This is a genomic window from Paenibacillus sp. FSL H8-0122 (assembly GCF_038005345.1).
Taxonomy (GTDB): Bacteria; Bacillota; Bacilli; order Paenibacillales; family Paenibacillaceae; genus Paenibacillus_AQ.
The window spans coordinates 1,165,685-1,190,560 of record NZ_JBBOTB010000001.1 but is presented as its reverse complement, the minus strand read 5'-3'; the positions used below and the strand labels follow the sequence as shown (position 1 = coordinate 1,190,560).

At 50.0% G+C, this 24,876-nt stretch carries 25 protein-coding genes, 1 tRNA gene and 1 pseudogene; 10 read left to right on the top strand and 17 right to left on the bottom strand.

Annotated features, from left to right (window positions below; translation table 11 throughout):
* Positions 1-79 precede the first annotated feature (79 nt).
* Positions 80-718 (top strand): aldo/keto reductase, encoded by a 639-nt coding sequence (locus tag NSS64_RS05315; protein ID WP_341139428.1) that lies wholly within the window; start codon positions 80-82, stop codon positions 716-718.
* Between the two features lie 121 nt (positions 719-839).
* Here NSS64_RS05315 and NSS64_RS05310 read toward each other — a convergent pair whose 3' ends face one another.
* The 5 genes from NSS64_RS05310 to NSS64_RS05290 are packed head-to-tail and all read right to left on the bottom strand — an operon-like array spanning position 840 to position 7,448.
* Positions 840-2,564 (bottom strand): ABC transporter ATP-binding protein, encoded by a 1,725-nt coding sequence (locus tag NSS64_RS05310; RefSeq protein WP_341139427.1) that lies wholly within the window; start codon positions 2,562-2,564, stop codon positions 840-842.
* Positions 2,561-3,418 (bottom strand): ABC transporter ATP-binding protein, encoded by an 858-nt coding sequence (locus NSS64_RS05305; RefSeq protein WP_341139426.1) that lies wholly within the window; start codon positions 3,416-3,418, stop codon positions 2,561-2,563. The genes NSS64_RS05310 and NSS64_RS05305 overlap by 4 nt, the downstream gene beginning before the upstream one ends.
* Before the next feature lie 9 nt (positions 3,419-3,427).
* Positions 3,428-4,441, bottom strand: a complete 1,014-nt coding sequence (locus NSS64_RS05300) for a FecCD family ABC transporter permease (protein WP_341139425.1) — start codon at positions 4,439-4,441, stop codon at positions 3,428-3,430.
* Entirely contained in the window at positions 4,438-5,463 is a 1,026-nt protein-coding gene (locus NSS64_RS05295) for a FecCD family ABC transporter permease (protein WP_445667772.1), read from the bottom strand. Before NSS64_RS05295 ends, NSS64_RS05300 begins: the two co-directional genes overlap by 4 nt.
* Positions 5,464-5,480: 17 nt before the next feature.
* Positions 5,481-7,448 (bottom strand): AraC family transcriptional regulator, encoded by a 1,968-nt coding sequence (locus NSS64_RS05290; protein ID WP_341139424.1) that lies wholly within the window; start codon positions 7,446-7,448, stop codon positions 5,481-5,483.
* Positions 7,449-7,952: 504 nt separating this feature from the next.
* Here NSS64_RS05290 and NSS64_RS05285 point away from each other — a divergent pair.
* The 3 genes and pseudogenes from NSS64_RS05285 to NSS64_RS05275 all read left to right on the top strand — a co-directional run.
* Positions 7,953-8,246, top strand: a complete 294-nt coding sequence (locus NSS64_RS05285; protein WP_341139423.1) for a phosphatidylinositol kinase — start codon at positions 7,953-7,955, stop codon at positions 8,244-8,246.
* Between the two features lie 66 nt (positions 8,247-8,312).
* Positions 8,313-8,462 carry a DUF2642 domain-containing protein gene (locus NSS64_RS05280; protein WP_341139422.1) on the top strand — a complete coding sequence of 50 codons (150 nt, stop codon included), beginning with the start codon at positions 8,313-8,315 and terminating at the stop codon, positions 8,460-8,462.
* A 244-nt stretch (positions 8,463-8,706) separates the two neighbouring features.
* Positions 8,707-9,555 (top strand): annotated as a pseudogene (locus NSS64_RS05275) (aldo/keto reductase); the annotation flags it as partial.
* A gap of 363 nt (positions 9,556-9,918) precedes the next feature.
* Here NSS64_RS05275 and NSS64_RS05270 read toward each other — a convergent pair.
* From NSS64_RS05270 to NSS64_RS05250, 5 genes are all read right to left on the bottom strand, one after another.
* Positions 9,919-10,809 carry an ROK family protein gene (locus tag NSS64_RS05270; RefSeq protein WP_341139421.1) on the bottom strand — a complete coding sequence of 297 codons (891 nt, stop codon included), beginning with the start codon at positions 10,807-10,809 and terminating at the stop codon, positions 9,919-9,921.
* Positions 10,790-12,340, bottom strand: coding sequence for a glycoside hydrolase family 32 protein (locus NSS64_RS05265; protein ID WP_341139420.1), 1,551 nt, complete (start codon positions 12,338-12,340; stop codon positions 10,790-10,792). Before NSS64_RS05265 ends, NSS64_RS05270 begins: the two co-directional genes overlap by 20 nt.
* 93 nt (positions 12,341-12,433) lie before the next feature.
* Entirely contained in the window at positions 12,434-14,023 is a 1,590-nt protein-coding gene (locus NSS64_RS05260; RefSeq protein ID WP_341139419.1) for an ABC transporter substrate-binding protein, read from the bottom strand.
* A 48-nt stretch (positions 14,024-14,071) separates the two neighbouring features.
* On the bottom strand, positions 14,072-14,956 hold the full coding sequence (locus tag NSS64_RS05255; protein ID WP_341139418.1) for a carbohydrate ABC transporter permease: 885 nt from the start codon (positions 14,954-14,956) through the stop codon (positions 14,072-14,074).
* Between the two features lie 14 nt (positions 14,957-14,970).
* On the bottom strand, positions 14,971-15,960 hold the full coding sequence (locus NSS64_RS05250) for an ABC transporter permease (protein ID WP_445667771.1): 990 nt from the start codon (positions 15,958-15,960) through the stop codon (positions 14,971-14,973).
* A gap of 436 nt (positions 15,961-16,396) precedes the next feature.
* Here NSS64_RS05250 and NSS64_RS05245 point away from each other — a divergent pair, with 436 nt between their 5' ends.
* Positions 16,397-17,434, top strand: coding sequence for a LacI family DNA-binding transcriptional regulator (locus NSS64_RS05245; RefSeq protein WP_341139417.1), 1,038 nt, complete (start codon positions 16,397-16,399; stop codon positions 17,432-17,434).
* Positions 17,435-17,550: 116 nt separating this feature from the next.
* Here NSS64_RS05245 and NSS64_RS05240 read toward each other — a convergent pair whose 3' ends face one another.
* A complete protein-coding gene (locus NSS64_RS05240; protein WP_445667830.1) occupies positions 17,551-18,528 on the bottom strand; it encodes an SGNH/GDSL hydrolase family protein in 978 nt (325 codons plus the stop codon).
* Between NSS64_RS05240 and NSS64_RS05235 the strand changes: the two genes are divergently transcribed.
* Together NSS64_RS05235 and NSS64_RS05230 are read left to right on the top strand one after the other, a co-directional pair.
* A complete protein-coding gene (locus tag NSS64_RS05235; protein ID WP_341139416.1) occupies positions 18,494-18,715 on the top strand; it encodes a tyrosine-type recombinase/integrase in 222 nt (73 codons plus the stop codon). The genes NSS64_RS05240 and NSS64_RS05235 overlap by 35 nt on opposite strands.
* Positions 18,712-18,906, top strand: a complete 195-nt coding sequence (locus NSS64_RS05230) for a hypothetical protein (RefSeq protein WP_341139415.1) — start codon at positions 18,712-18,714, stop codon at positions 18,904-18,906. The genes NSS64_RS05235 and NSS64_RS05230 overlap by 4 nt, the downstream gene beginning before the upstream one ends.
* A 162-nt stretch (positions 18,907-19,068) precedes the next feature.
* Here NSS64_RS05230 and NSS64_RS05225 read toward each other — a convergent pair.
* The 3 genes from NSS64_RS05225 to NSS64_RS05215 form a co-directional block, all read right to left on the bottom strand.
* Positions 19,069-19,154: transfer RNA gene (locus tag NSS64_RS05225), tRNA-Leu, on the bottom strand.
* 180 nt (positions 19,155-19,334) lie between these two features.
* The gene (locus tag NSS64_RS05220) at positions 19,335-19,811 is read right to left on the bottom strand and encodes a WGxxGxxG family protein (protein ID WP_340993938.1); all 477 of its coding nucleotides are present in this window, start codon (positions 19,809-19,811) and stop codon (positions 19,335-19,337) included.
* 75 nt (positions 19,812-19,886) lie between these two features.
* Positions 19,887-20,573 (bottom strand): M15 family metallopeptidase, encoded by a 687-nt coding sequence (locus NSS64_RS05215; protein WP_340993939.1) that lies wholly within the window; start codon positions 20,571-20,573, stop codon positions 19,887-19,889.
* 178 nt (positions 20,574-20,751) lie between these two features.
* Between NSS64_RS05215 and NSS64_RS05210 the strand changes: the two genes are divergently transcribed.
* Entirely contained in the window at positions 20,752-20,913 is a 162-nt protein-coding gene (locus NSS64_RS05210; RefSeq protein WP_341139414.1) for a hypothetical protein, read from the top strand.
* 40 nt (positions 20,914-20,953) lie between these two features.
* Here NSS64_RS05210 and NSS64_RS05205 read toward each other — a convergent pair whose 3' ends face one another.
* Positions 20,954-21,289, bottom strand: a complete 336-nt coding sequence (locus NSS64_RS05205) for a YolD-like family protein (protein WP_341139413.1) — start codon at positions 21,287-21,289, stop codon at positions 20,954-20,956.
* Between the two features lie 274 nt (positions 21,290-21,563).
* Between NSS64_RS05205 and NSS64_RS05200 the strand changes: the two genes are divergently transcribed.
* A complete protein-coding gene (locus NSS64_RS05200) occupies positions 21,564-21,989 on the top strand; it encodes a GNAT family N-acetyltransferase (protein WP_341139412.1) in 426 nt (141 codons plus the stop codon).
* An 87-nt stretch (positions 21,990-22,076) separates the two neighbouring features.
* Here the strand turns inward: NSS64_RS05200 and NSS64_RS05195 are convergent, their stop codons facing one another.
* Positions 22,077-22,679 (bottom strand): hypothetical protein, encoded by a 603-nt coding sequence (locus NSS64_RS05195; RefSeq protein WP_340938949.1) that lies wholly within the window; start codon positions 22,677-22,679, stop codon positions 22,077-22,079.
* A 201-nt stretch (positions 22,680-22,880) separates the two neighbouring features.
* On the opposite strand from NSS64_RS05195, the gene NSS64_RS05190 reads away from it, so the two are divergent.
* A complete protein-coding gene (locus tag NSS64_RS05190; RefSeq protein WP_341139411.1) occupies positions 22,881-23,372 on the top strand; it encodes a PH domain-containing protein in 492 nt (163 codons plus the stop codon).
* Between the two features lie 17 nt (positions 23,373-23,389).
* Here the strand turns inward: NSS64_RS05190 and NSS64_RS05185 are convergent, their stop codons facing one another.
* Positions 23,390-24,865, bottom strand: a complete 1,476-nt coding sequence (locus NSS64_RS05185) for a glycosyl hydrolase (RefSeq protein ID WP_341139410.1) — start codon at positions 24,863-24,865, stop codon at positions 23,390-23,392.
* Between the last annotated feature and the right edge of the window lie 11 nt (positions 24,866-24,876).

The window sequence follows — 24,876 nt, the reverse complement described above, 5'->3', positions numbered from 1 at the left end:
TTCTGTGAAGGAGCTACGATAGTAGAGATCCCCTCAGTGTTACCCTAGCTGGGCGCTGGGCAAGGAAGGCAGCCGACTTGTGATCAGACATGCGCTTGAGGCAGGAATCAACTTCTTCGATACCGCTAATTTGTATTCGCACGGAACCAGCGAGGAAAGCGTCAGCAGGAGAACTTGGCAGTTCGCAAAGGCCCTGCATCTCCAGAAAGCGAACGGTTGGACCCGCTTCATCTCCATGCAACACAACTACAACGTAATCGCCCGCGAGGAAGAGAAAGAGATGATCCCGCTCTGTGCCGACGAAGGGATTCAGACCATGGTCTTCAGTCCGCTGTCCCGTGGAGTCCTTGCCCGGCCTTGGGGTGCACAAACGGCCCGCTCCGAGACCGAATCCGGTGCTGCCCAATATTATCAGGCAACTGCCGCATCCGACCAAAAAATTGTGGAGGCCATAGGCCAAGTGGCAGAGGAACGCGGGGTTAGCCGTGCCGAAATCTCGCTTGCCTGGCTGTATCGCAATCCCGTCGTTGCCGCCCCAATCGTAGGAGCCCTCAAAACCAGTCACATTGACGATGCCATCAAAGCCCTCTCGATTAAGCTATCCGACGACGAAGCTGAACGGCTGGAAGCCGCCTACACCCCCCGCATCGACGTAAATGTGAGAAATTCCGACCCGAAATCAATTGCCCGCATGGCGCAACCGTTGGGCATGAGGTAGCGATTCCAGGTGGGCGGAAGTGAATTGACCGGAGCAAGAGGCCCATGGGGGGTTGCATGGGCCTCTTGCTCCGGTCTCTTTAATTAGGGGTCCCGACCCTTGAATACCGATCGGACTAAATTCAAGAAGCTTGCGTGGCATACAATCGTGCATAAATACCGCCGCTATGCAGCAGTTCCTCATGCGTACCCATCTCGGCAATCTCTGTCCCCTCCAGCACGACGATCTGGTCGGCATGACGGACCGTCGATAGCCGATGGGCAATCACCAGTGTTGTGCGATCCTTCGATATTTCGTCCAGCGCCTGCTGGATCTCTTGCTCGGTCTTGGTATCCAGCGCTGATGTCGCTTCATCCAGAATGAGGATTGGCGCATTACGCAGAATCGCCCGTGCGATCGAAATCCGCTGTTTCTGCCCTCCTGACAGCCGTACACCGCGTTCACCAATCACCGTATCGTAGCCTTGCTCCATCTGTGCTATGAAATCATGCGCTTTCGCCGCCTTCGCTGCGGCCATCACATCTTTCCCGGTTGCGTCCGCCCATCCATAAGCGATATTGTCATACACGGAGCCGTCAAACAGGAAGGTGTCCTGCAGCACCATCGAGATATTGTCACGCAGGCTGGAGAGCGTCACATCCCGAATATCAATACCATCCACTCGAATCGAACCGGCCTGAGGGTCGTAGAATCGGTTAACGAGACTGGCCAATGTCGTCTTTCCTACACCGGTTGTACCTACAAGCGCGACCGTCTTTCCGGGATCAATAGTCAGGTTCAGCCGTTCTAGTACAGGCGCACCCTCCTGATATACGAAGGTGACATCTTGAAAAGATATCTGTCCTTGTACACGCGGTAAGCTGACTGCGTCTCGCTTCTCCTGTATATCCTCCTCTTCTTCCAGCACCTCGTATACCCGTTTAAGACCTGCGGCGGCTCGCCCGGTCATCTCCACCAGATTGGAGAAGGACTTTACCGGCTGATAGAACATTCCCAGGTAGGCGATGAATCCGATGATATCAGCAATACTTACCTCACCTGTTGCCATCAGTCTGCCGCCTAGAATCACGACAAACACAGTACCCAGCGCAGTGACAAAGGCTAACAACGGCACAGACGTTTCATAGAACAGACTGGCGCGCAAATAGGTCTTCGTATGTTTCATAGCCAGACGAGATACGTTGCCCTGCTCCTCCTCCTGCCGATTAAAAATTTGGATTTCCTTCATGCCCGCCAAGTTCTCCTGCACCTTGCCGGAGATTTCTCCCCGCGATTTGGAATTCTCTCCCCACAGCGGCGACAAATGCTTGCTCTGCCATATCGTAATCGCAAGCAGTAACGGAATCGTGATCAGACTGATCAGTGCCAGCTTCACATTGATCGTCAAGAGAAGAATGCCTACTCCGATAAAGGTCAGTGCGTTGATGATAAAGTCAGGAATAGCATGGGCAATGAAAATTTCCGCCTCCATCGCATCATTCACAACGCGCCCGGTCAAGTCACCCGTCCGGCTTCGATGGAAATAGCGCAAGCTCATCTGCTGATATTTGCTATATAATCTTGTTCTTAAATCTGCCACATAGTGAAGTGCCGCATAATGGTTCATATAGCCGGCAAGTGATGTTCCGATGGCTTGCAGACAGGTGGCTCCAAGCAGCAACAAACCAATCTTCAGCGCTTCCGCGGCAAACTGGCTGCTGCCTTCGGTAGCCAATTGGGTCAACGACCGAAGCGCCCAGGGCAGATAAAACCCGGCCATTGTGGCCATCACGACACCGGCAAATCCAATCCCTAACTGCAACCAGTATTTCCGTGCGCCCAGCAGGACACGCCATGCGGTTGTCATGTGGCAATCGCCTCCTTCTGCCCCTTAGCCCCTGGGAATCCTTGATCTACTTCTTGGTCTCTACGCTTATCACGCAATAGCTCGTACGTCACATACACCGGCCGCCCTGTTCGCGGTTCCAGCATAATCTCGGCATCAATGGCAAACACCTCACGCAGCGTCTGTACCGTCATTACACGCTCTGGCGAGCCATGCTCCACCACCTGGCCCTCACGAATCGCCACCATATAGTCGGAGAAGCGTGCTGCCAGATTCAGGTCATGCAGCACCATCACAATCGTCACGTGCTGACTGCGATTCAGGTCATAGAGCAGTTCCAGTACTTCGAGCTGATGCGCCAGGTCCAGATAGGTGGTGGGTTCATCCAGCAGGATCAGATCGGTCTGCTGGGTGAGCGCCATCGCAATCCATACGCGCTGACGCTGACCGCCAGAGAGCGTATCCACCTCACGATGCTCGAACGCAGTAAGCTGGGTAACCGCTAAGGCCCAGGCTACTACTTGCTTATCCTCTTTGGAGAGCTTGCCGAAACCTCGTTGATGAGGAAAACGTCCATAGGCGACTAACTGACCGACCGTCAAACCGCTCGGTGCGGTTGGCGTCTGCGGCAGAATCGCCATCTGCTTGGCGACTTCCTTGGTGGACAGTGTGCGGATATCGGCACCATTCAGATAGACCGTACCATTATTCGTCTTGAGCAGCCGGCCGACTGCCTTGAGTACAGTTGACTTGCCGCATCCATTGGGACCAATAATCGAGGTGATCTGTCCACGCGGAATCTGCAAATCCAGTTCTTTGACGATAAGCGTGTCATTATAGGCAATATCAATTTGCTCTGCTGTAATACTTTCCATGACGTCCTCCTAATTGGCCTTCGCTAGTAAATAAAGAAAGTACGGAACACTGATGACCGTAATGACGATTCCCGTCGGCACATCTCCCCCCAGGTTAACCGTGCGCGTAATCGTGTCTGCCAGCACCACGACTAATCCGCCGGTCAGGCTGGCAGCCGGAATGAGCAATTTGTGATCGGGCCCGACCAGTTTTCTTGCCATATGCGGAGCGATCAAGCCAACGAAGAAGAAGCTTCCGCCAACAGCCACAGCGCCAGAGGATAAAGCAACAGCAGCGATCGACAACCCCACAAACTGCCGCTTCACAGAAAGACCCAGCCCTTCTGCCGTCTGATAGCCCAGATGGAGGGTGTTCAGCATCCGGGACTTGTAGAAAATATAGCCGATTAAAATCAAGACCCATGGTGCCAGTACGGAAATATAGCGCCAATCAGCACCCCACAAGCTCCCCGCCAGCCAATTCAGCATGAAGTCCATCTGCGAATCGTCCAGCTTGAGTGTCAGGAAGGTGGTCAGTGCCCCATACCCGCTTCCGAGCGCGACCCCGGTTAAGATCAGACCGATTGGCGAGAGGTTTCGCCCGCGGTGATAAGATAATAAGAAGATCAATCCCGCCGCCAGCAGGCCGCCAACAAAGGCCAGCAGCGGCAGGGCAATGAAGGAACTTTTTCCTGCTGATGCGATGAATACTACGAAGAACAGGACAAACAAACCTGATCCTGAACTAATCCCCAGTGTCCCCGGACTAGCCATGTCGTTGCGCAGCAAACTCTGCATCACGACCCCAGCCGCTCCCATTCCCAGACCTACCAAGATCGACAGTACGATTCGTGGCATTCGAAAATCGAACAGGATCAGATTTTGCTTACCGGTGCCGTTACCAAGGAGAACGTTCAGCACTTCCTGTGGTGAAAGATTCATCTTGCCGGAATTCATGCTAATGACAGCAAACATAAGGATGAGCACTAAAAGCACTACATTGACGAGGATACCCCGTCGCACCGTATAACGCTGCTTGATCATTCGAATTCCCTCCTTTGCCTGCGGGCGAGGAAGAGAAAGTACGGCACACCAATGATGGAAAAAATAATGCCAATCGGTGTTTCGAACGGCTTATTAATCAAACGGCCAGCCAGATCGGCCGATACGGTCAGCAACGCGCCATATAGCGCAGCCGCCGGAATAATGTACCGATAGTCGACACCGACCATATATCGCACAATATGCGGGGTAATCAGACCCACAAAACCAATTGGGCCAACCACGACAACAGCCAATCCAGTCAGCACGAGCACGATAATCGTCGATAGCCCCTTGACCAGTCCGCTGCGGATACCGAGTCCACTTGCCACATCCTCTCCCAGACTGAGCAGTGTAACGGAAGGAGCCAGCGCCAGCGCCAGCAGTATACCACCAACAAATAAGGGGGAGATAATCAGTAGTTCCCCCCACTTGGCCCCCGCTGTACTGCCTGCCGTCCAGAATGCCAATGCCCGGCCCAGGTTGTAATTGATCGCCAAATACTGACTGAGTGCACCAAACAGCATGGAGATGGACAGCCCTGCCAGCACCAGCCGCTGAGGTGTCATTCCGCGCTTGCCCAGTGACGCAATGAAGTAAGTGATCCCGGTCGCGAGCGCTGCTCCCAGACAAGCAAACAGCATCATCTGCCCATACGAATACCCCGGTAGAAAGGCCAGGCATAGCGCAATCGCGAATGCTGCCCCGGAGCTGATCCCCATCAGCCCGGAGTCGGCCAGCGGATTGCGCGTCGTCCCCTGCATGATCGCACCACAAACCGCAAGGCTACATCCGACGATCAGATCGGCTACAGTACGCGGAAGACGTAGGGTTTGAATAATTTGATGTTCAGTGAGCGTTGGATCAAATCGGAAAATAGCCTCCCATGCAGTCGCTAACCTCATGTCAGCGGCACCAAAGCTAATCGACGCCGCTGACATGAGAACCGTTAATCCAAGCCCTACCACCATGTACATGGTGAAGTTCACCGCCCCGCGGCGATTTTGTTCAGGCTTGTTTTTCATCGTATTTCCAGGTCCCCTTATTTAGCTAATACCAGCAATTGATTAATAATATGATCAATCAATGCACTGGAAGTCATTATATCCGTGGACCAAGATAGCGATGAACCCACCGTTACGATCCGATGATGTTGCACAGCGGGTAGTGATTTCCAAACCGCATGATCAGCAGGAACTTCCGTATCTCCTAAGGCGATCAAATAATCCCCCATATAAGCGGGCAAGACCTCCATTGAGATCTGTCCCCAATATTTATCTGCGTCAATAATATCAGATTGAACTTTTGACGGTGCCTTCATTTGAAGCTGATTATACATAAGCTCTCCAACCGCATGCTTGGCTCCAGCGATGGAGTTCGTTTTATCACCGAATTCTCCCATAGTAATCGTCACGTCTGCAAGGCCGGCATTCTTAAGGGATAGCTTCGCTTCTTCGATTTTGTTAGCATAAGCATCCAAAACAGCCTCAGCCTCTTTCGGCTTATTCAGAACATCGCCAATGAAATGGATACGCTCCTCTGTGGTCATATCACCATAAGGGACATAAATGGTCGGGGCAATTTTGGATAAATCCTCATAATTCTCTTCGCCCCATGCTAATATGATCAGATCAGGCTCAAGCGTCATGACATCTTCCGGCTCCATTTTTATGTTAACTGAATCTTTAATCTCGTTAGAATAGACCGCCTCTGTCTCGCCCTTTGTCGCTCTCGCCACACCTAGAGGAGTTACACCCAAAGCTACCACATCACCAACCAGATAATCGACTACAACACGCTGAGGGTTGCCCGGCACCTCAACATCACCCTTTACTGTAGATATCTTTCTGGTCTGCGAGACTGCTTCTGAAGCTTTCGTCTCCTGTACTTCCGGTTGTGTCGTCTGCCCGGTCTCCGCAGGCGGATTCACCGTTCCCCTATTATTCGCTGGCGTCCCCGACGTACATGCCGTCAGCAGCAGCATCAGGCTCATCGCCGCCACAAAGATCATTTCTTTACTTCGTACTTGTCCAAACATGCTTGATTCCCCATCTCTATAAGACTTGACTAGACTCGCCAGTTCCCTCTCATTGTATTGAAGATGAGAATCATTATCAATACCATCAACCTGCATAGGTAGTGCGTTTATTTTCCGGTAATCACTCGGCGTCATCTTGTAATACTTCTTAAACATCCGAAACAAGTTCTTCTCATCAGCAAATCCAGATCCTGTTGCTATCTCTTTAATGGTTGCCTCTGTATACTTCAAGTCATGACAGGCAGCTTCAATCCTTCTCTGAATGAGATACTCCTGTAAGCTCATCCCTTCCTTCTTTTTGAACAACCGCGTTAATTGCCCGCCACTGATCCCAAACATAGCGGCAATATCCTGGAACATAATCGGCTCCCTGTAATGCTTATCGAGATATACCTTCGCAGAACAGGCTGGATTGGGCTGGAGATAGCGAATCTCGCCACCCTCTAAATCTCTGAACACCCTATGAATCAATTGATATAGATAAGCTTTGGCCTGTAGCTGATCCATCGCCTTGCCGCGGTTCCAGTCATTCATCATCTGTTGAAACCAGTCGAGCAGCAAGATAGGATTACTTGGTGTATAACCAAACTGTTGAACAAATGGATTGACTTGCTCCAGTAGTTGCTGCAGGTACCTCCTGGAAAAGAGAGGGGATTCAGCTTTATACAACACCATGAAGGTCTTCACCTTCTCCCCTGTAGACGAAATACTGAGCAGGCTCCCCTTGCCGCCGTGAAGCAAACCGAAGCGTTCCATCCCAAATGTGGTCTCATTCAGTTGAATTTGCGCTTCCCCTCCACATACATAGATAAGCATGCTGCTAGGCATTTTATATTGCTCCAATGGATATTGGGGCGCTACATGATGTAAGCGTACATCTATCAATGTAATGATTGAACGTGCCCAGATGCGGGCCATCATTTCGATCATCTCCGGTGTATAGGCATGGCTTGCTTCTGATTTCTCTTGCATCTATCCGCGCTCCCTCATCAATTGATATTGATTATCAATATCATATTTCATGAGGTAAGTATATCATCATTAAGTAAACTTGGGTTGTTTTGTAGGAAGGGTTAGGCTCGGTATCATCAAAATCGTAGAACCCTTAGCCCGCTATCCTCGATTTTCAAATATGGCTTCCGTCTAGGAGCAGGCATTAAGGTAGAGGTTTTAACAGGGGAAGAGGATCTTTCTAGTAGAGTGAGCAGTGTTACAACAGAAATGAAAAAATCATTATCGGAGCGCTTAACCGATCCCTTCGTATAACAACTTTCTGAGTTTAAGTTCACCCTCAACCATTTCCTCCAATCATTCAGACCGTTAATATTCGTTTCCCCTATATCCATACTCATCGTTTATCCCTCGTTACAAAGGGCTTATTTCATTATGAATTTTGTGTGCTATGGGCATATGCCGTGTTGGATATGGGTTGTAGTCCATAGACTGTTGACGAGATAGTATTTGAGGAGGTTACCTATGGAAACGAATTATCAACAAGTTGCCTGGAATTGTATGAATAAATATGTTGGTATGACTACAAGTGATGGTCAGTCTCACGACGGGTTTGTTGCTCATATCGATCAGAACTACGTCACACTTGCCATTCCTACCAATGAAATGGTGGGCCAGATGAACGGAATGCCTGCTAACGCAACAGCCTACAGACAATTCGGATACTATCCGGGTTTCTACCCGCGCCGCCGCTTTTATCCAAGACCGATCCCCTTTGGTGCCATTACAGCTTTGTACTTGCTTCCATTTTTCATTTAATAATGATTAGGGAATTCGTTATTGCCTGGGCATCTGCCCAGTTCTTTATGTGGGCATTAGCATAGGATGATGTATAACCAGGTAGTGCTCGAAACCACTCGCGGAGGGATTAGCGGCTGCTTAGTGGAAGTTAAACCAGACCACGTTGTATTGGATACCAGGGGCCGGAAGTTTTTCGTACGAATCTGCGAGATTGTCTGGATCATGCCAGAATAGATTTTGTGAGGGAGCTACGACAGTAGCTCTTTTTTTGATTTGCCAAAGAAATTCTATACAAGGTGCTGCACGGTGAACACGGTGACTCCTTACGACAAATTGTAACGGAGGGGAGTCCAAGCGTTCATATTAAAAACGCAATCGAGCACATTCTGAATCATTATCAGGATTCATTCCGCATTGAGGATTTGACACAACTTGCGAAGATGAGCGTTCCGTCGTTCCATAGGCCAGCGAAGAGAGTGTCGGCAGGGTGCTCAAGGATTACACTACACGGGAGAACGTCGTCATCGCCACCAAGCTGGGTGCTCCCATGCGTTCAGGACCTAATTCATTCGGGCTCTCCCGCAAGGCGATTATGACGGAAATTGACCACAGCTTGCGACGTCTTGGAACGGATTATATCGACCTGTACCAGATTCATCGGGCGGACCCTTTTACCCCGTGGGAAGAGACGCTTGAAGCCCTCCATGATCTCGTAAAAATGGGCAAAGTACGCTACTTGGGCGCCTCCACCATGAGGACTTGGCAGTTCGCAAAGGCGCTGCATCTCCAGAAAGAGAACGGTTGGGCCCGCTTCATCTCCATGCAACACAACTACAACCTGATCGCCCGCGAGGAAGAGAACGAGATGATCCCGCTCTGTGCCGACGAAGGGATTCAGACGATGGTCTTCAGTCCGCTGTCGCGGGGCGTCCTGGCCCGGCCTTGGGGTACACAAACGCCCCGCTCCGAGACCGAAACCGGTGCTGCCCAATACTATCAGGCAACTGCAGCAGCCGACCAAAAGATTGTGGAAGCCATCGGGCACGTTGCAAAGGAACGCGGAGTTAGCCGCGCCGAAATCTCACTCGCCTGGCTGTACCGCAACCCCGTCGTTGCCGCCCCAATCGTGGGAGCGCTCAAAACCAGCCATATTGACGATGCGATCAAAGCCCTCTCGATCAAGTTATCCGACGAAGAAGCTGAGAGACTGGAAGCTGCGTACACCCCTCGCATCGACGTAAATGTTAGAAATTCCGATCCGAAATCGATTGCCCGCATGGCGGCAACCGTTGGGCATGAGGTTGCTATTCCGGGTGGAGGGAAGTAAATTGAATAGAGTAATAGGCCCATGCAGGTTGCATGGGCCTATTGGACCAATGTAACAATTTCACTCTCTCAATATTTAGTGAACTATATAATTACATATCTACAACCGCAATTCTTTTAAAACCAAAAGATTCAATTTAGGCTTGTTCTTCTGTTTTTAATTTTGGAACTGCCCAAACTGATGAATATTTAGCTCTTGTATTAGCAACATAACCTATTCTTCCTGATTCCAGCTCTTTTTCGAGCCAATGTTCCCCACTGAAAGCAGGACAGCTTCCTAATGCTTCAGCTTCAACCATCTAAATACATAAAAAGCCGCCAATCCGGCAGCTTTTTATGCACTTATTCTAACATCATTCAACCACTACCTTACCTTTGAGCGTGAATCGAATGCTTGTACTCCCAGTGCTAATGCCCCGCACAAGCCAGCATTATCGCCGAGCATAGGTGCTACAATATAATGTCCGATATCCGATACAATCGGCTTGGCACTCACGTATCCATTTAGAAGGCTGCCTACTTGCTCCCGGATCATCGGGAATAAGTGGATTTGTTTCATCACGCCCCCGCCGAGAATGACTTTCTTAGGGGATAACGTCAGGATGACATTCGATATGGCCTGCGCGATGTAGAACACCTCCATCTCCCATGCCGGGTGGTCTTCCGGCAGGGTATCGCCCTTAGCCTTCCATCTTGCTTCTAGCGCCGGGCCGGCAGCCATGCCTTCCAGACAATCGCCATGATAGGGACAATTGCCACCAAAATCATCGTTCGGATGCCGTCTTGTGAGGATATGTCCACCCTCTGGATGAACAAGTCCATGTACCAGGTTACCCTCGGTATAGACACCGACTCCTACGCCAGTCCCGATCGTATAGTAGACGCAGCTATCCAATCCTTGCGCTGCACCCCATGTGGCTTCGCCCAACGCGGCAGCATTGACGTCTGTATCCCAGCCGACCGGAACATCGAAGACCGATTTTAGCGTACCCACGAAATTATATCCGGCCCAGCCGGGTTTTGGCGTTGTAGTCACATAACCGTAAGTCGGACTGGAGGGTTCGAGGTCGATCGGACCAAACGATCCGATTCCTATGCTATCGACTCTCTTATCGCGGAAGTAGGCGATGACATTCTCCATCGTCTCCTCGGGTCGCCGTGTTGGAAAATGAACCCGATCCTCAATTTCCCCTAATTCATTCCCGACACCACAGACAAACTTTGTTCCGCCTGCTTCAATGGCCCCGATACGCATGAGCTTCCTCCTTGACCTCATCTCTCCATATGCTTCCCAGCTCATTGATCTGGAGCGACACCAGCTTTACGTCTCCGCCTACCGCGTAGAGCTCAAGTCCGTTGCTTGCGGAAGCGGGGAAAATCATGTCCGAGATGACCACTAGACCCTCACCACCGAACACTTCAATCGACGACCAATCCATGAAGACGGACATGCGTACACGGTTATCAACAGGCAACAGCGGTGCCTGGTGCTTCGCTGCGAAGTCCGGATGGAAATTCGTAGTGCCTGATTTCGTGCGATCGACAAACAACTCCATCTTGAGGGTATCGTATCCGACCACCGTTTCTTCATCTGCAGACTTTCTAACCTTCATTCCGAACTCCGTTGCCGTTCCAATTTCGAATTCCGCGATCAATTCCGCTCTATCAGTGGTGATGTCCGCCAGCGGATTCGTATCCGGAACCAAGGTTACATTCTCCAGAGCCATAAGCGGTGAACCTATCCTTCTCAATTCTTCTACCGGTTCTTGCACCAGACGAAGGCCTTCCCGATAGGTTCTCAACTTCAGCTCCCGTGGAATGGATGCATTACCCCGCCACTTGTCAGTCGGAAGCGTCCCGGCATACCGCCAGTTGTTCATCCAGCCGATCCAGAGTTTACGTCCGTCTTCTTCCGGTATATCGCTCCAGGTGACGGCCGCATAGAAATCAGACCCGAAATCAATCCATTTCACATCATGAACCGAAAGAATAGGCTCGTCCGGTGTAAATGTCTTACCATCGAAGCTGCCGACGAAGTACATCATACCGGAGCCTCCTGCCGGTGGTTCAGGCTCATTCGGGTTCACTCCATTACAATCGCCAACACTTAGAATGAGCACCCACTTCTTCTGATTGGGATCGCCATCGACATGAATCGAGAATAGATCCGGACATTCATAAACGCCACGATGTGTTCCGATGACGTCCGCGCCAAATGCACTAGCAAATGTCCATTCTTTCAAATTTGGAGAGGTGAAGAACTCCACACGGTCTTGAACAGCCAGAGTCATAATCCAACTGGATGTATCCGCATGCCAGAATACCTTCGGATCACGGAAATCAAGCGTCGTCTCCGGAAACAAGACCGGGTTCCCTTCATATTTCGTCCAAGTCCGTCCCTTGTCTCTGCTGTAGGCGATGCTTTGAACCTGCGGCTTACCCGGCTGCGCCTTGTTGTCGTTATTCGTATAGATCGCCACAAGCCCTGAACCATAATCATCAAAAAAACCACTTGTGTTCTGTGTATCGACTACCGCGCTTCCAGAGAAAATCGCACCGTCCTCCCCTGGCGGCAAGGATGGTTCAAGCTCCTCCCAGTGGACCAGATCGGTGCTTACCGCGTGTCCCCAATGCATTTTCCCGAAATTGGGTTGGCTTGCGAACGGAGTGTGCTGATAAAATAAGTGGTACTCATTCTCGTAATAAACCATTCCGTTGGGATCGTTCATCCAGTTTTTTTGTGGCGAATAATGATACTGCGGACGGAACTTCTCTGTATAATTCATGTTTCTCCCACTCCTCCAGAATAATAATAGTCGGAGCATGGCCTGCTATAGCATGAACTCACGCTCCGACGGTATGCATTATAATGTAACTGGCTATTTCCCCGCTCTGTCGTAACCTGTTTGTTTGATTTTCAGCCAATCCTGCATGCCAAGACGATCAAGCTCTTTGATGAATGCGTCCCACTCTTTGTCAACGTTCGCGCCTTGCATCCATTCCGTACGTTTCTTCAGAATATAAGGCCACAGGTCGGCTTCGGTCTGGGTCAGGCGCTCTGATTCCTCTTTAGAGAAAAATACTCTCGGATACATATGCTCAGCTTTCATATCCGGCACATAGATCTTCTTCAAAATATCAATGCGATAGGCAGCATCGTCCGGCATCGTCGTTACCTTACCATAATAGGAATCGAGAATAGCTAACGGTCCGCCAGCGCTTGTTTTGACACGCAGCTCGTTCGGTGAAGCACCGTTCAGCGGCAAGTGCTTCAGCATTTTAGTAGCTTCGTCCATTTCAAAAATATTCTGCTGCGTTTCATCGCCATAAGTTCCCCAATTGTTCTGTACAGACTGGGACGGATCATACATTGCGTCTATCCATTTAATCGTCGCTTCGATGTTCTTGTTATCGGCTGTGAGCACCATTCTGCCGCGGTCAAATCCCATACCGTTCGCACGGGCTACATTCTTCCAGCCGTTCGGCCCTTCCAGTGCCGGCATTGGCTCAAACGGACTGTCCATGCCGCTTACATTCGCCTTGTCCCAAGTGAAGTACAAACCGTAGCGGTCATCTTTAGCTTTGGCTATAAATTTGTTCCAGTCTTGGGTAATGAATTCCGGATCGATCAGACCCGCTGCGTACAGCTCCTGAAAGTACTTCATACCTTCCTTATAGCCCGGCGCCAATACAGCATTGTTCACCTTGCCGTCATTGTCGACCAGCGTCAGATCCCCGTTAAAGCCAGCTCCGAAGGAACCGAGAAGGAAACTTAAATCCTCGTTACCCCCGTCATCATTAATAAAGGAAACCGGAATCTCGTCGGCTTTGCCATTGCCATTCGGATCCTTCGTTTTGAACGCGATCAACACTTGCTTCAGTTCTTCCGTCGTCTTTGGCATTTGCAGGCCAAGCTTATCCAGCCATGCCTTGTTAATCCACGGAATATTGTTGACAGAGTGAATACTCTCCTTGCCTTCACCAAGCTCCTCGATCCAAGGGAATGCGAGGATGTGCCCGTCCGGTGAAGTCATCATACCTTTGTATTGGGGCGCCTGCTCCAGCACCTTAGTGAGGTTCGGCATTTTCTCAGGCGTAATGTATTCCTCGACAGGAATGATTGTGCCGTCATTGGCCAATTTCAACAAATCGAAATCACTCAGGCCGGCGTTGAAAAGCGCATCCGGAAGCTCACCTGTGGCCAAAGCCAGATTCCGCTTCTCGACGTACACATCTTCCGAATAGACTTTCCAGTCGATATGAATGCCGGTCTTTTCTTCCAGGCGTTTGAAGATCAGCTTCTCATTCGGGTCTTGAGGAGCAAGCGGTGAGTTCGGCGTCATGAAGGTTAGGGTTTGATCACCGGAATTCCCCTTTTCTTTGTCGCTTCCTTTATCGCTGCTGCATCCCGTAATTGCCATAACAGCCGTCAGAGAAATAATGGATACTGTTTTCTTAATATGTTTCATACTAATTCTCCCCTTTTAAATGTCTTCATTTAAATAACTGTAGGCTCTCTACTTGAGGGAACCGACCATGACACCTTTTTCGAAGTATTTCTGGAAGAAAGGATACATTACAAGAAGCGGTAGACTGGAGACTACGATGGCTGCATACTTCATCAACTCAGACAATCGCGCTAACTCAGCCTGTTCCTTAATAGAAGAGACAATATTCGGATCAACCTTGTTCAGAATCAGAATACGCCGAAGTACGAGCTGCAGCGGATATTTGTCTTGATTCTCCAGGTAGATAAGAGATTGAAAGAAATCGTTCCAGTGACCCACGAAAGCATATAACGCAAGGACAAATACGATAGGCTTGGAAAGCGGTATGATAATACTAAAGAAAATTGTGAAATCCGAGGCACCGTCAATCTTAGCCGCTTCATTCATTTCCTTTGGCAAGCCCCGGAAGAACGTCCGGGCCAGAATAATGTTCCAGACGCTTACTGCACCCGGGATCACGAGCGCCCAGATGGTATCAAGCATGCCCAGACTCTTCACCACGAGATAAGTCGGGATCAGACCCCCGCCAAAGAACATGGTGATAATGAAAAGCGTCATAATTACTTTTCTTCCTACGAAGTCGTCGAGCGCCAATGGGTATCCTGCAAAGACGCAGACCGAAACCGTTATCACTGTGAAAACGGAGGAATATAGCAACGCGTTCAGAAACCCACCAATGATTTTGTCATCCGATAAAATCATTCTATATCCCTCAAGGCTATAATCTGAGAAGTCGAAGGATAACCCCTTATTCAGCAGTGCCGTCGGTTCCATGAACGAAGCCACGACCATATAGATCAGCGGACCAATAATCGCTACAACGAGGAGAACTAGCAGGGTGAAGATAACACTGAGCACGACCTTGTCCATCTTAGTTGGTTTAATACTGTCCATGATGATCTCCTTTCCTATACAATTCCATCGCCATCGTTAACCCGTTTCACGATAAAATTCACCGTAAACAGCATAATGAGGTTAATGACGGTATTAAACAATTCCACGGCAGCGGAGAACGAATAGTTTGCCTGCTGGAAGCCGATCCGGTAGACATAAGTACTGATTACATCCGATTTCTCCATGTTCATCTCGTTCCACATCAGAATGGCTTTGTCACCGCCGCCGGCCATAATGCCGCCTGCCGCGAGAATGATCATAATCGCAATAACCGGCCTGATCGTTGGTAAATCTATATGGCGTATACGCTGAAGCAGGCTTGCACCGTCAAGTGTCGCCGCATTGTGCAGCTCCGGATCCACATTGGCCAATGCAGCCACATAGATAATGGACGCCCATCCAGCCCCCTGCCAGATTCCGGAGAGGATATACATCGGACGGAAATATTCCGGTTCTGACATGAACGAGAGCGGCATCCCGCCAAAGGCCACCACTAATTGATTGACCGGGCCTGTCGGAGAGAATAAGACAAAGAGCATACCCACAACAACAACAACAGAAATGAAGTTCGGCGCATATAAGAACAATTGAATGTTCTTTTTCATCGCGGCCTTGCGTACCTGATTCAACATTAATGCCAGAATAATCGGCACCGGGAATCCCAGTAAAAGACCGTAAATGTTCAATTGAAGTGTATTGAATAACAATTGCTCAAAATTGGGTGCATTAAAGAATCGTTCGAAGTGATGAAACCCAACCCAGTCACTCCCCAAAATACCCTTGCGAAAGCTGTAGTCTTTAAAAGCGATCAGAACACCATACATAGGGAGATATTTAAAAATAATAGTCAATACGACTGCGGGAAGCACAAAAAGGTAAAGCCAATAGTTGTTCTTGATATACCTGAGTTTCTCCATAAGTCCTATGCGATTCCGGGCTTCCGGTCTTTTATTTTGTGTAATTCCAGAAGTTTGTTGCAACTTCTCCTCCCCCTCAATACTCATTTGCAAAACATAAATGTGATTTTGGATACTTCTCGCGCGAAAGTAAGTGCTTCCATAAGTCACTGTCAACGGCTTAGCAAATTCAATTTACAACATCATGATTACTTCGTCAAGACTTTTTATGAATACAAAAGTAAACATATGCACATAACAAAAACACCATTTCATTTTAATAACGTAAAATTCATTGTTTTTTCTACATAAAACAACAAAATAATAGTTTTATATTACGAAAAATCCATAACCGGGTGAATAAACACCGTCCATTTCACTTGTGCATTTGTTTACTTTTGAACAAAATGTAAACCTTATTAATCTTTCTTTTTACTTTTTATCCATTTGTTCATTTGTAACAATTAAGTTGACAATTACATTGATTTGTACTACGATTATTTTGGTCAAGAATGCAATACTTCTGCTAAAGGAGCCATTCTCTTTGAACAAAGAAAAAGTAACCATTCAAGATATAGCCGATTCGCTTGGACTTTCTAGGAATACTGTATCCAAAGCATTAAATAATAATCCCTCTATACCGGATGAGACACGCAGCAAAGTGGTCAGGAAAGCTATTGATATGAATTACAAGCAGTTCGCCTTGTTCGAACAAGAAGGCACTCCTGCCAAAAAAACCGGCAATATCGCCCTGCTTACTGCAAATATGCCGAACAATTCACATTTTGGCACGTCACTGCTAAGCGGCCTCGAACAAAAAATCAGCTCCGAAGGCTTCAATTTGTCGATACATATCGTTCGGGAGAATGAACTCGATTCGTCGGCTCTTCCCGTCAACTTCGACAAAAGTAAAGTAGATGGCATTGTCTGTATCGAATTGTTCGACAAGAGCTACTCGGAGTTTATTACGTCATTCGGGATCCCGACATTATTCATTGACGCTTCAGCAGAACTGACGTTTTCTGAGATGAAGGCAGATCTGCTGCTGATGGAGAACATTCATAGTACTTCCAGTCTCACGAAGAAGCTCATTGATGAAGGAATTACGGAGATCGGGTTTATCGGCGATTCCCGCCATTGCATGAGCTTCAACGAGCGTTGGGACGGGTTCACCAAAGCCATGAATGCCGCCCGGATTGATCTTGATGAATCCTTCTGCATTCTCGAAGACGACCGGCATATCGCTGACTACAAGTGGCTTAAGCAGCGACTAGCAAGCATGACTAATCTTCCACCCGCGTTCGTATGCGCCAATGACTACATCGCGATTAATGCCATTCGTATCTTAAAGGACCTGAATATTCAAATTCCTGGTGAGGTTAAGGTCTGCGGATTCGATAATTCCCCGGAGTCGCGAATCGTGGAACCCCACTTGACCACCGTTCATATCCACCGGTCCGAAATGGGCTTTCTTGCCGCCGAGATGCTTCTGTCCAAAATCGAAAATCCCGGCAGACCTCCACTGGTTACGCATGTGAAGACGATGCCGCTTTTCCGTCAATCGACGGGTCATGAGGAGTAGAGTGTAGAACCATGCCGTAGACTGCGCGTTGGCAGAAGTTGAGTGTTGCGCGTGTCGCGAAGCTTACAACAAGGAACCCTTTCAGCAAACGTTATGCTGAAAGGGTTCCTTGTTTTTTATTTCATGCAGCAATTATCCGTAGCAATCAACGGACGCTTAAGCAATTCCCATCCGGTCTTGGCGGATATAAAAGAGGCAAGCTCCCACCCCATCCGGTAATGCGTCTGATAGCCGGGATGGTAACGGCCTCCCCAGCCTTCTACCTCTGGATGAATCAGCCCTAAATCAACCAAGAATACCTTTCCGTTTCCAGTTTGATTACAATAAGCCACGACCTTATCTACACTGGCCAGATAGTTGTTGTTCATGGTTCCAACACAGCAAAAAACATAGGGATCATTGTATTGATCCAGGATAACCTGAATGAATTTTAAATAAGCGGCGATATACCTCTCATCATCAATTGGCGTTGAATAATCGTTTTGACCCAAATTAATGATAATTCCATCAGGAATATATCTGGAGAAGTCCCATGGCGCCGTCTCTTTGCCAAGGGTCCCGAAAAAATGCTCCGGCAATCCATGCTTATTCCCTACCGCATCCTGCCAAACGCCAATGCCGCAAATGGCCATCGTATGATATTCCGCGTTCAACATTCTGGCACTGATCCCGGCATAGGACATATAGCCGTCGTCAAGATGCGGGGCTTCAGCGAGCTCATGCGGATGACCGATCCCTGCTCCATCTGTAATGGAATCCCCAAAGTATTCAAGCCGGATAGGTTTGGCCGCAGGCGGGGCAAGGAAGCTTCCGCCGTCAGGAAGAGAAAAATGATGAAAGGCGATGTTTCCGGTCAAAATCCCTGTCCGCTTGTGAATTTCCAAAGTATGCTCACCATCCGGGAGTCCCTGTTCGATTATGTATGCATGAACCCCCTTCTTCAGATTAATCCAATTACGGGCGATCCCGTCCAATACGATTTCAACGTAATCCTGGCCGCCGGAATCCTCCGCTGTCATAGAGATGGCCGTATCCCGGAAGGCAAGATGAACAGCACTGTTGACCCATCCGCATATCGGATTCCATGATCTCAGGCACTCGACAGCCAGTTACTTAATTAAAAATGGCGTAAGCCTGAAAGAAATCCAGGTATGGCTGGGACATTCAACCATCAGCATTACAGCAAATACCTATACGCACATCGACATGGAGACGAAAAAGGATACCGCACAAAAGATCAACGATATATTTTCTAAGAAAACAAAAGGGGCCGCTCAATGAAGCACACCGCTTGGGGAGCATTAGATGATGCGGAAATCCAATCTGCGCTGCTGGGCATTGCCATACTCCACGTAAAGCTTGCTTTGGAGCATAGCAACAAAAATACTTTATCTTGTCGTAAAGAAGTCATTAGAGCAGAAATCCAGCGACTGAGAATGGAGCGTGACAGAATTCTCGAACGCAGAGTCTGAACAAGAACTACTCATCGTAAAGTCGGTACAAGCATCATTCCGAGCGTACCGGAAACCTCGAATCCACACAAAATAGAGGCACCGTTAGCAAAATGTTAGCAAACCATCTTAAAAACAAACAAGGGTTCCAGCTCTAATGAGCTGAAACCCTTGTTCTTCTAGTGCCGAGGACGGGGGTCGAACCCGTACGGTACTCACGTACCGCAGGATTTTAAGTCCTGTGCGTCTGCCTGTTCCGCCACCCCGGCATGTTGTGTGTGCGTTCTTACGCGACAAGAAATATAATATCACGTATCTGGAGGATACGCAATTGCTTTTTCCAATATTTCTGCATAAGCAGCAAATAGCCCGTTCAGTCGAGACTGACACGGGCTTTAGTGCTTGGCGCTGCTGTTCCTTATTTGCAGAACTGCGGTGCCCCGCTCAGACTAGTGGCGGTCACGCTCACCGGTTCTGCTGCGCATGCCAGCCAAACCCAGGAGGCCGAGGAGACCGAGCCAGCCCCAGTTGGAGGAGCGGTTGTCGTTGTTGGCTGTGGTGGTTGTGCTCTGTGCCCGGTAGCGGCCCGTTGTGTTATTGTTGGACAGCGGGGAGACGGAGCTGTTGTCGCCGGTACGGATTTTGTCCTTCATGATGGATTCGGTCTTGTGCATGGAATCTCTGGTCTCATTCATCATGGTATTGCCCCGGCTGTCCATCATCCGGTCATCCAGATTGCCCATATTCCCCATGTTGCCCATCCGGCCGTCAGTAGTTGTGCTGTGCATGCCCGGAGCGGTGGTGCTCATAACGCCCGGAATCGTAGTGGTCATACCGCCCGGCGCTGCTGCGGAGATGTCACCTGCTCCGAGCAGACTCATGGACAGGACCGTACCGCAGGCAAGACTTGTGATCAGCTTGTTCAAAATGTTGTGCCCCCTTCATGGATGTGGTTAATCGCTGATAATTTCCCCATCCGGCACAGCATCTATGCAGAGAAGTTATTCCTTCACAATGTTCACGGTCTTGCTGGACGCATTATACGTGACTTTGGCTCCAAGCGCTTCGGCAATCGCACGTACAGGCGCATAGGTAACCGCATCGTCCATGACGCCGGTCGTCAGCTTCTTACCGTTGAGCGTAATATTTACCGGGATATCCTTGTTCACCTCTGGCTCACCTCCGGTTATACGGCTTAGTGCGGCTGCACTCTGCTGGGCAGTAGGCCGCCGGCCTGCCTTCAGGTCCTGGATGGTAAGGCCGAAGCTCATCTGCAGATGGGCGTAATCCTTGAAGGAGGTCCAGTCCCCGCCCCATTCGAACCCCAGCTTCTTCCCCTCCTGTACCACCTCTTGCCAGTCTGCCACCTTGTCGCCATCCCCGTCACGATTCATATCCCAGGACACATTCCTGCCATCCGGCAGCAGCAGCGCGAAGTCTATCGCGAGGCCGTAATTATGGAAGCTGTCGCCTCCCCGGGCATTCGTTACAATGTCGCCCTTCTTGGTTCTCCCTTGAGCATATAGCTCATTCTGCTGCGCTATCGTGCGCATGCCCTGCGTAATGAGGATCTGCACCCCCCGGTTATAGCTCCGTCTAATCAGCTCGTTCGCCCCGGCCAGTACGGCCGGATGCAGCTTCGCCAGCCTTGCGGCCGACTTCTGCTTGACCTGCTCCAAAGTAAGCATCTACTCACCCCCTGGTATAGTATATGCCGCTTTGGCCGGGCGGTTTACGCCGATGACCATTTTTTTCGCAAAATGAGCTGTGCAAGCACCTGATCTCCCCGGATGAACTGTGTGCCTACAGGCAAGAATAAGAATGCAGACCGCAAGTCAGGTCATTCTAACGGAAAGGTGGATGAACATGGAGATACACAGCGACAGCTACAGAATAGCCCCGCTTAGCGATCAGGAGGATGTCGTGGAGGTGATCCGCCAGGCGGAGTCAGAGATTGCCCGGATGACCGGGAACCCGGAGGTCACGCTGATTGCCTATGAGAAGACGGGCACCGCCGCAGGTAAATGAAGCTTGGACCCGTGCTGATTCCAGGCAGAACGGTTATCTTTTAGACAATATAAGCCTCCACAATGTCATCTACCAGCAGCCACTTCCATTCCTCCGCCCACCGCAGCTTGAATTCACGCGAGTGGGTGTGAATGGAGGTCACGAACCCGCTCAGCTTCCTCTGCTCCAGAGGACCATACAGCACCAGCGTAACCCGCACATGACTCCGCAGCGATAAGGCCAGCGTATGCTCAATCTCCTCCAGCTTCTGCTCGTCCAGCACCGGCTTCAGGCTATGCCAGGTCTCCCGTTCTTCCCTCCTGATCCCGCCCTTATGCTCCGTCAACATGATTCGGCTGCTCTCCCGCAGACCGCCCGCTTCAAGCTTCTTGCCCATTGCTATTCCCCCACTCTGTTGTTTATAACCGGACTACATGCTCTTTCCGCCCACAAACCGAACGTATGTTTGTATTATATCCGCGATCCAGCTTGTTAGGCAAGCAGAAATTAATGTCAGGCCAAGGACGCTGAAGGAGAGCTTCAGCTGATCATAATACAGGGTTGAACTAGCACCACACCTGCATGAAAACAGCCATCCCGTGGTTCTAGTATTTTAGCTAATCTGATGCCATCATTAGGGGAAAGGGGTAGAAAGGACGGAGATGAAATTTATGATTAGAGCTGCAAATGTGGAGGATCGGGAGGATATTTCCAGACTATTAAGGCAATTAGGTTACCCGGATACCGAGCTTTATATGAAAGAGAATATAGAAAGACTGCTTGCTGACCCCAATGAGGAGTTAAAGGTCTATGAAGCGGAAGGATGTGTTATCGCCTGTCTTTCCCTGCATTATATCCCGCAGCTGGGCATGAGAGGAGATATCGCCTCCATTAGTTATCTGGTTGTGGATTCCTCAGTTAGAGGGAAGGGAATCGGACAGGAATTAGTGGAATTCGCCTCAGCTTCCGCCCGCCGAAGAGGATGTGCCAGTATCCAGGTTCATTGCCATGCCAGAAGAATAGAGGCTCATACATTTTATGAAAGACAAGGTTTCAGGGAGGCCCCTAAGTACTTCTCAAGAAGGTTGGACCAATAATTCAATCCACAGCAAAAAGACGCCTACAGTAATGCTGTACAGCGTCTTCATCCGAACCCTTTGGCGTATAACAAGTCTTGTCTCTGCTTATTTCACTGACGAAGTCCCTGCGCTTCCAGCACCCGGTTCCTGCTTGGCATCTGTGCCTGCATCTGACACGGTTCCCGGTACGGCTTGCTCCGGTTCAATCAGTCCTGCGGCTTCTCTGGCTTCATTCAGCTTGGAGATGCCGTAGAGCATCGCTATGTCCGCCTGCTCATTCATCGTGTTGAATTCCTCAGCGGTCACATCGGGCGATACTGCGCCCTTGGAAGCCTTCTCCTTGATCTGATAGGCACTCTGAAAAGCAATCACAGAATCTCTAAGCAGCTTCTCGATCGTATCCGGCAGGCCACCCGCAATCTTGATATCGTTCACATGATCTGCAAGCTGAGATGCGGTATCCTGGAAGCTGTCCACAGCCTTCTGGAATTCTTTGTCTGTCGCTTGTCCGGTGGAATAAGAGGTTAGCGTGGTGTTGAAGTTCTCAAGCGAGGATTTGCCCATTTCGTCGAATTTCGACATTTCATTGTAAAAGCTCTGTACCGTCTCCTGTACCTCTTCCGGGGATGCCGGTTCAGCACTGTTATTGCCGCAGGCACTGAGTATCATGACGGCCATTAGCAGTCCTGCAAGTAAAGCTTGTCTCATAGTTAATATCCCTCCACTTAACAGAATAATATCGATTTTTGTTAAGTGCAAATGAAATTAATGTAAAATTCGGCGTAATGAAACATATGTCAGCAGATAAGCGTATTCATAGGGAGAAACGGCGGTCCATAACCCGTTGATGACTGGCAATTCCTGTTATACTATAATGAATTTATCCGTTCAAGGAGAGGAAGATCAATCATGGCTTATTGCACAGCATGTGGTGCGGAATACAAGCAAGGTGCCAAATTCTGCGGGGAATGCGGGGCAGGCACAGAAGAGGCCGGTTCTCCGGCAGCAGCACGGCGTCCGGCGGCTGGCCATAGCTCCGGTCCCGAACAAGAATTATGGCAGGGCAAGCCTGCCGGCATTTCCGACCGTCTCAAGGGGCTGATCGGACTGAATAACACCAAGTATACGATTACGTCCCAGCGGATTATGGTGAAGAGCGGACTAATCGGCAAGGATGTCGAAGAAATCGAGCTGCTTCGGGTTAACGATTTCTCCGTCACCCAGTCGGTTATGCAGCGTATGCTGGGCATCGGGACGCTGATCATTTTATCGGATGATGCTTCATCTCCACAGCTCCCATTCTATAGAATCCGTAAGGTTCAATCTGTCAAGGATATCCTGCGCCAAGCCGTCCGTGACGAGAAAATCGCCAACAACATCAGCTACCGCGAGCATATCTGACGCTTCGTTACTCTTTGTTATGGAAGGTAGAGGGCTCCTGCCGGAATTACGCCTTTGGCCTGGCTGGGGCTCTCCCACATCAGTACCGCCCGCGCATCCCCCTGGTTCTCATAGTACTCCACCTTCAGCTCATGCAGCTTCCCTGCAATCAGACTCACTGTGCCTTGCCGCTCCTGCCCGCTCTGCTTAATCCAGCTGTCAATAACCAGCTTCCCGTCAATCCATACCCGGATTCCGTCATCGGAATACGAATAGATCGTGTAGATCTCACTGTAGGCAGCGCTTATTTTGCCGCTCCAGCGTACGGAGAACAGATCTGCGTGAACGGCCGGATCAGGCGCCGCCTGCCTCCAGGCGAAGTTAATATTGGCATCTGTCCGGGTGAGGGCAGGCGTGCCGCTGAGCGTAATATTGTTATAATACTGCCCATAGAGGCCCGGCTTGGGGAGTACCCCTCCTGAAGAAGCATACGCCGCCGCCTTGGCCGAATAGTCATCTCTGGAGAATACGGCACTATTCCGCATAAAAGCCTGAATCACTGCATCCTTATTGCGCTCGTACAGCATCTTGCCCCAGGTCATCTGGTAGCTCCATTTGTTCTGCGTGCCTGCCAGCACAGCTGGCGGAGGAAGCTCTCCGTTCTCGCCGATGGCGATCAGCTTGCCGCGCCCCAGGTCCCAGAGCGTATCATGATGGCTTGCCTTGTAATCCCCCTCGAAAATATCCGCCGCCAGCACATCCACTCTGCCGCTGCCCGGATAATACTTCGCCGGCTCCTCACTATTCTTGTTCTTGGCATTCGGACTCCACACCCACAGCAGATTGTGCAGCTTATGATAGACGGTGTACCGCTGGAACATGATCTCCCAGAGGGTCACGAAGGAGGACTTCTGCCCCCACCAGAACCAGCCGCCGTTCATCTCATGATAAGGTCTCCAGAGGACGGGGACACCGGCGTCATTGAGCTTTTTCAGGAAAACAGCTACCTTATCCAGCTCGGCAATCATCGCGGTATACTCGGGTGTTCCCGGTGTGATGTACTTGCTGAAATTGTCTTCGCTGAGGCTCATGGAGACATTCGTCCAGGCTGGTGCGCTGCCCGGCAGATTTGCATGATAGGTCATCGCTACAATGCCCCCTGCCTTATGCCAGCGGATCGCACTGTCGGTTACTCCCTGCCGCTGGCTGCTGATAAGCTTCTCCGTCTGTCCGCTGATCGGCCCCATCTCATAACCGTGTAGTCCGGCATAGCTGCCAGCCGTATTCTTCAGCTTGTTGTTGATATCATCCGGGCTCTCCAGGTAATCATGCTGACCGCTGATCATTCCCTGGCCCTGCAGCCAGTACAGCGTCTCCAGCAGCTTCCGTGCGGGAGCTCCCAGCTCCGCGTCAGCGGGTGCCATTTGTATTTTGCGAAAAGCCGCTTGCCACTGCACATCACCAATCAGCCGCGAGGCCGAATCCAGCAGGTCCCTGAGATTGCGCTGTTCCACATTTTCCACCA

Bases quoted from the DNA above. Each gene is read 5' to 3' on its own strand.
- NSS64_RS05310 (WP_341139427.1), bottom strand. From the start codon at position 2,564: ATGACAACCGCATGGCGTGTCCTGCTGGGCGCACGGAAATACTGGTTG.
- NSS64_RS05305 (WP_341139426.1), bottom strand. From the start codon at position 3,418: ATGGAAAGTATTACAGCAGAGCAAATTGATATTGCCTATAATGACACG.
- NSS64_RS05300 (WP_341139425.1), bottom strand. From the start codon at position 4,441: ATGATCAAGCAGCGTTATACGGTGCGACGGGGTATCCTCGTCAATGTA.
- NSS64_RS05295 (WP_445667772.1), bottom strand. From the start codon at position 5,463: ATGAAAAACAAGCCTGAACAAAATCGCCGCGGGGCGGTGAACTTCACC.
- NSS64_RS05290 (WP_341139424.1), bottom strand. From the start codon at position 7,448: ATGCAAGAGAAATCAGAAGCAAGCCATGCCTATACACCGGAGATGATC.
- NSS64_RS05285 (WP_341139423.1), top strand. From the start codon at position 7,953: ATGGAAACGAATTATCAACAAGTTGCCTGGAATTGTATGAATAAATAT.
- NSS64_RS05280 (WP_341139422.1), top strand. From the start codon at position 8,313: ATGATGTATAACCAGGTAGTGCTCGAAACCACTCGCGGAGGGATTAGC.
- NSS64_RS05270 (WP_341139421.1), bottom strand. From the start codon at position 10,809: ATGCGTATCGGGGCCATTGAAGCAGGCGGAACAAAGTTTGTCTGTGGT.
- NSS64_RS05265 (WP_341139420.1), bottom strand. From the start codon at position 12,340: ATGAATTATACAGAGAAGTTCCGTCCGCAGTATCATTATTCGCCACAA.
- NSS64_RS05260 (WP_341139419.1), bottom strand. From the start codon at position 14,023: ATGAAACATATTAAGAAAACAGTATCCATTATTTCTCTGACGGCTGTT.
- NSS64_RS05255 (WP_341139418.1), bottom strand. From the start codon at position 14,956: ATGGACAGTATTAAACCAACTAAGATGGACAAGGTCGTGCTCAGTGTT.
- NSS64_RS05250 (WP_445667771.1), bottom strand. From the start codon at position 15,960: ATGAGTATTGAGGGGGAGGAGAAGTTGCAACAAACTTCTGGAATTACA.
- NSS64_RS05230 (WP_341139415.1), top strand. From the start codon at position 18,712: ATGAAGCACACCGCTTGGGGAGCATTAGATGATGCGGAAATCCAATCT.
- NSS64_RS05215 (WP_340993939.1), bottom strand. From the start codon at position 20,573: ATGCTTACTTTGGAGCAGGTCAAGCAGAAGTCGGCCGCAAGGCTGGCG.
- NSS64_RS05210 (WP_341139414.1), top strand. From the start codon at position 20,752: ATGGAGATACACAGCGACAGCTACAGAATAGCCCCGCTTAGCGATCAG.
- NSS64_RS05205 (WP_341139413.1), bottom strand. From the start codon at position 21,289: ATGGGCAAGAAGCTTGAAGCGGGCGGTCTGCGGGAGAGCAGCCGAATC.
- NSS64_RS05200 (WP_341139412.1), top strand. From the start codon at position 21,564: ATGATTAGAGCTGCAAATGTGGAGGATCGGGAGGATATTTCCAGACTA.
- NSS64_RS05195 (WP_340938949.1), bottom strand. From the start codon at position 22,679: ATGAGACAAGCTTTACTTGCAGGACTGCTAATGGCCGTCATGATACTC.
- NSS64_RS05190 (WP_341139411.1), top strand. From the start codon at position 22,881: ATGGCTTATTGCACAGCATGTGGTGCGGAATACAAGCAAGGTGCCAAA.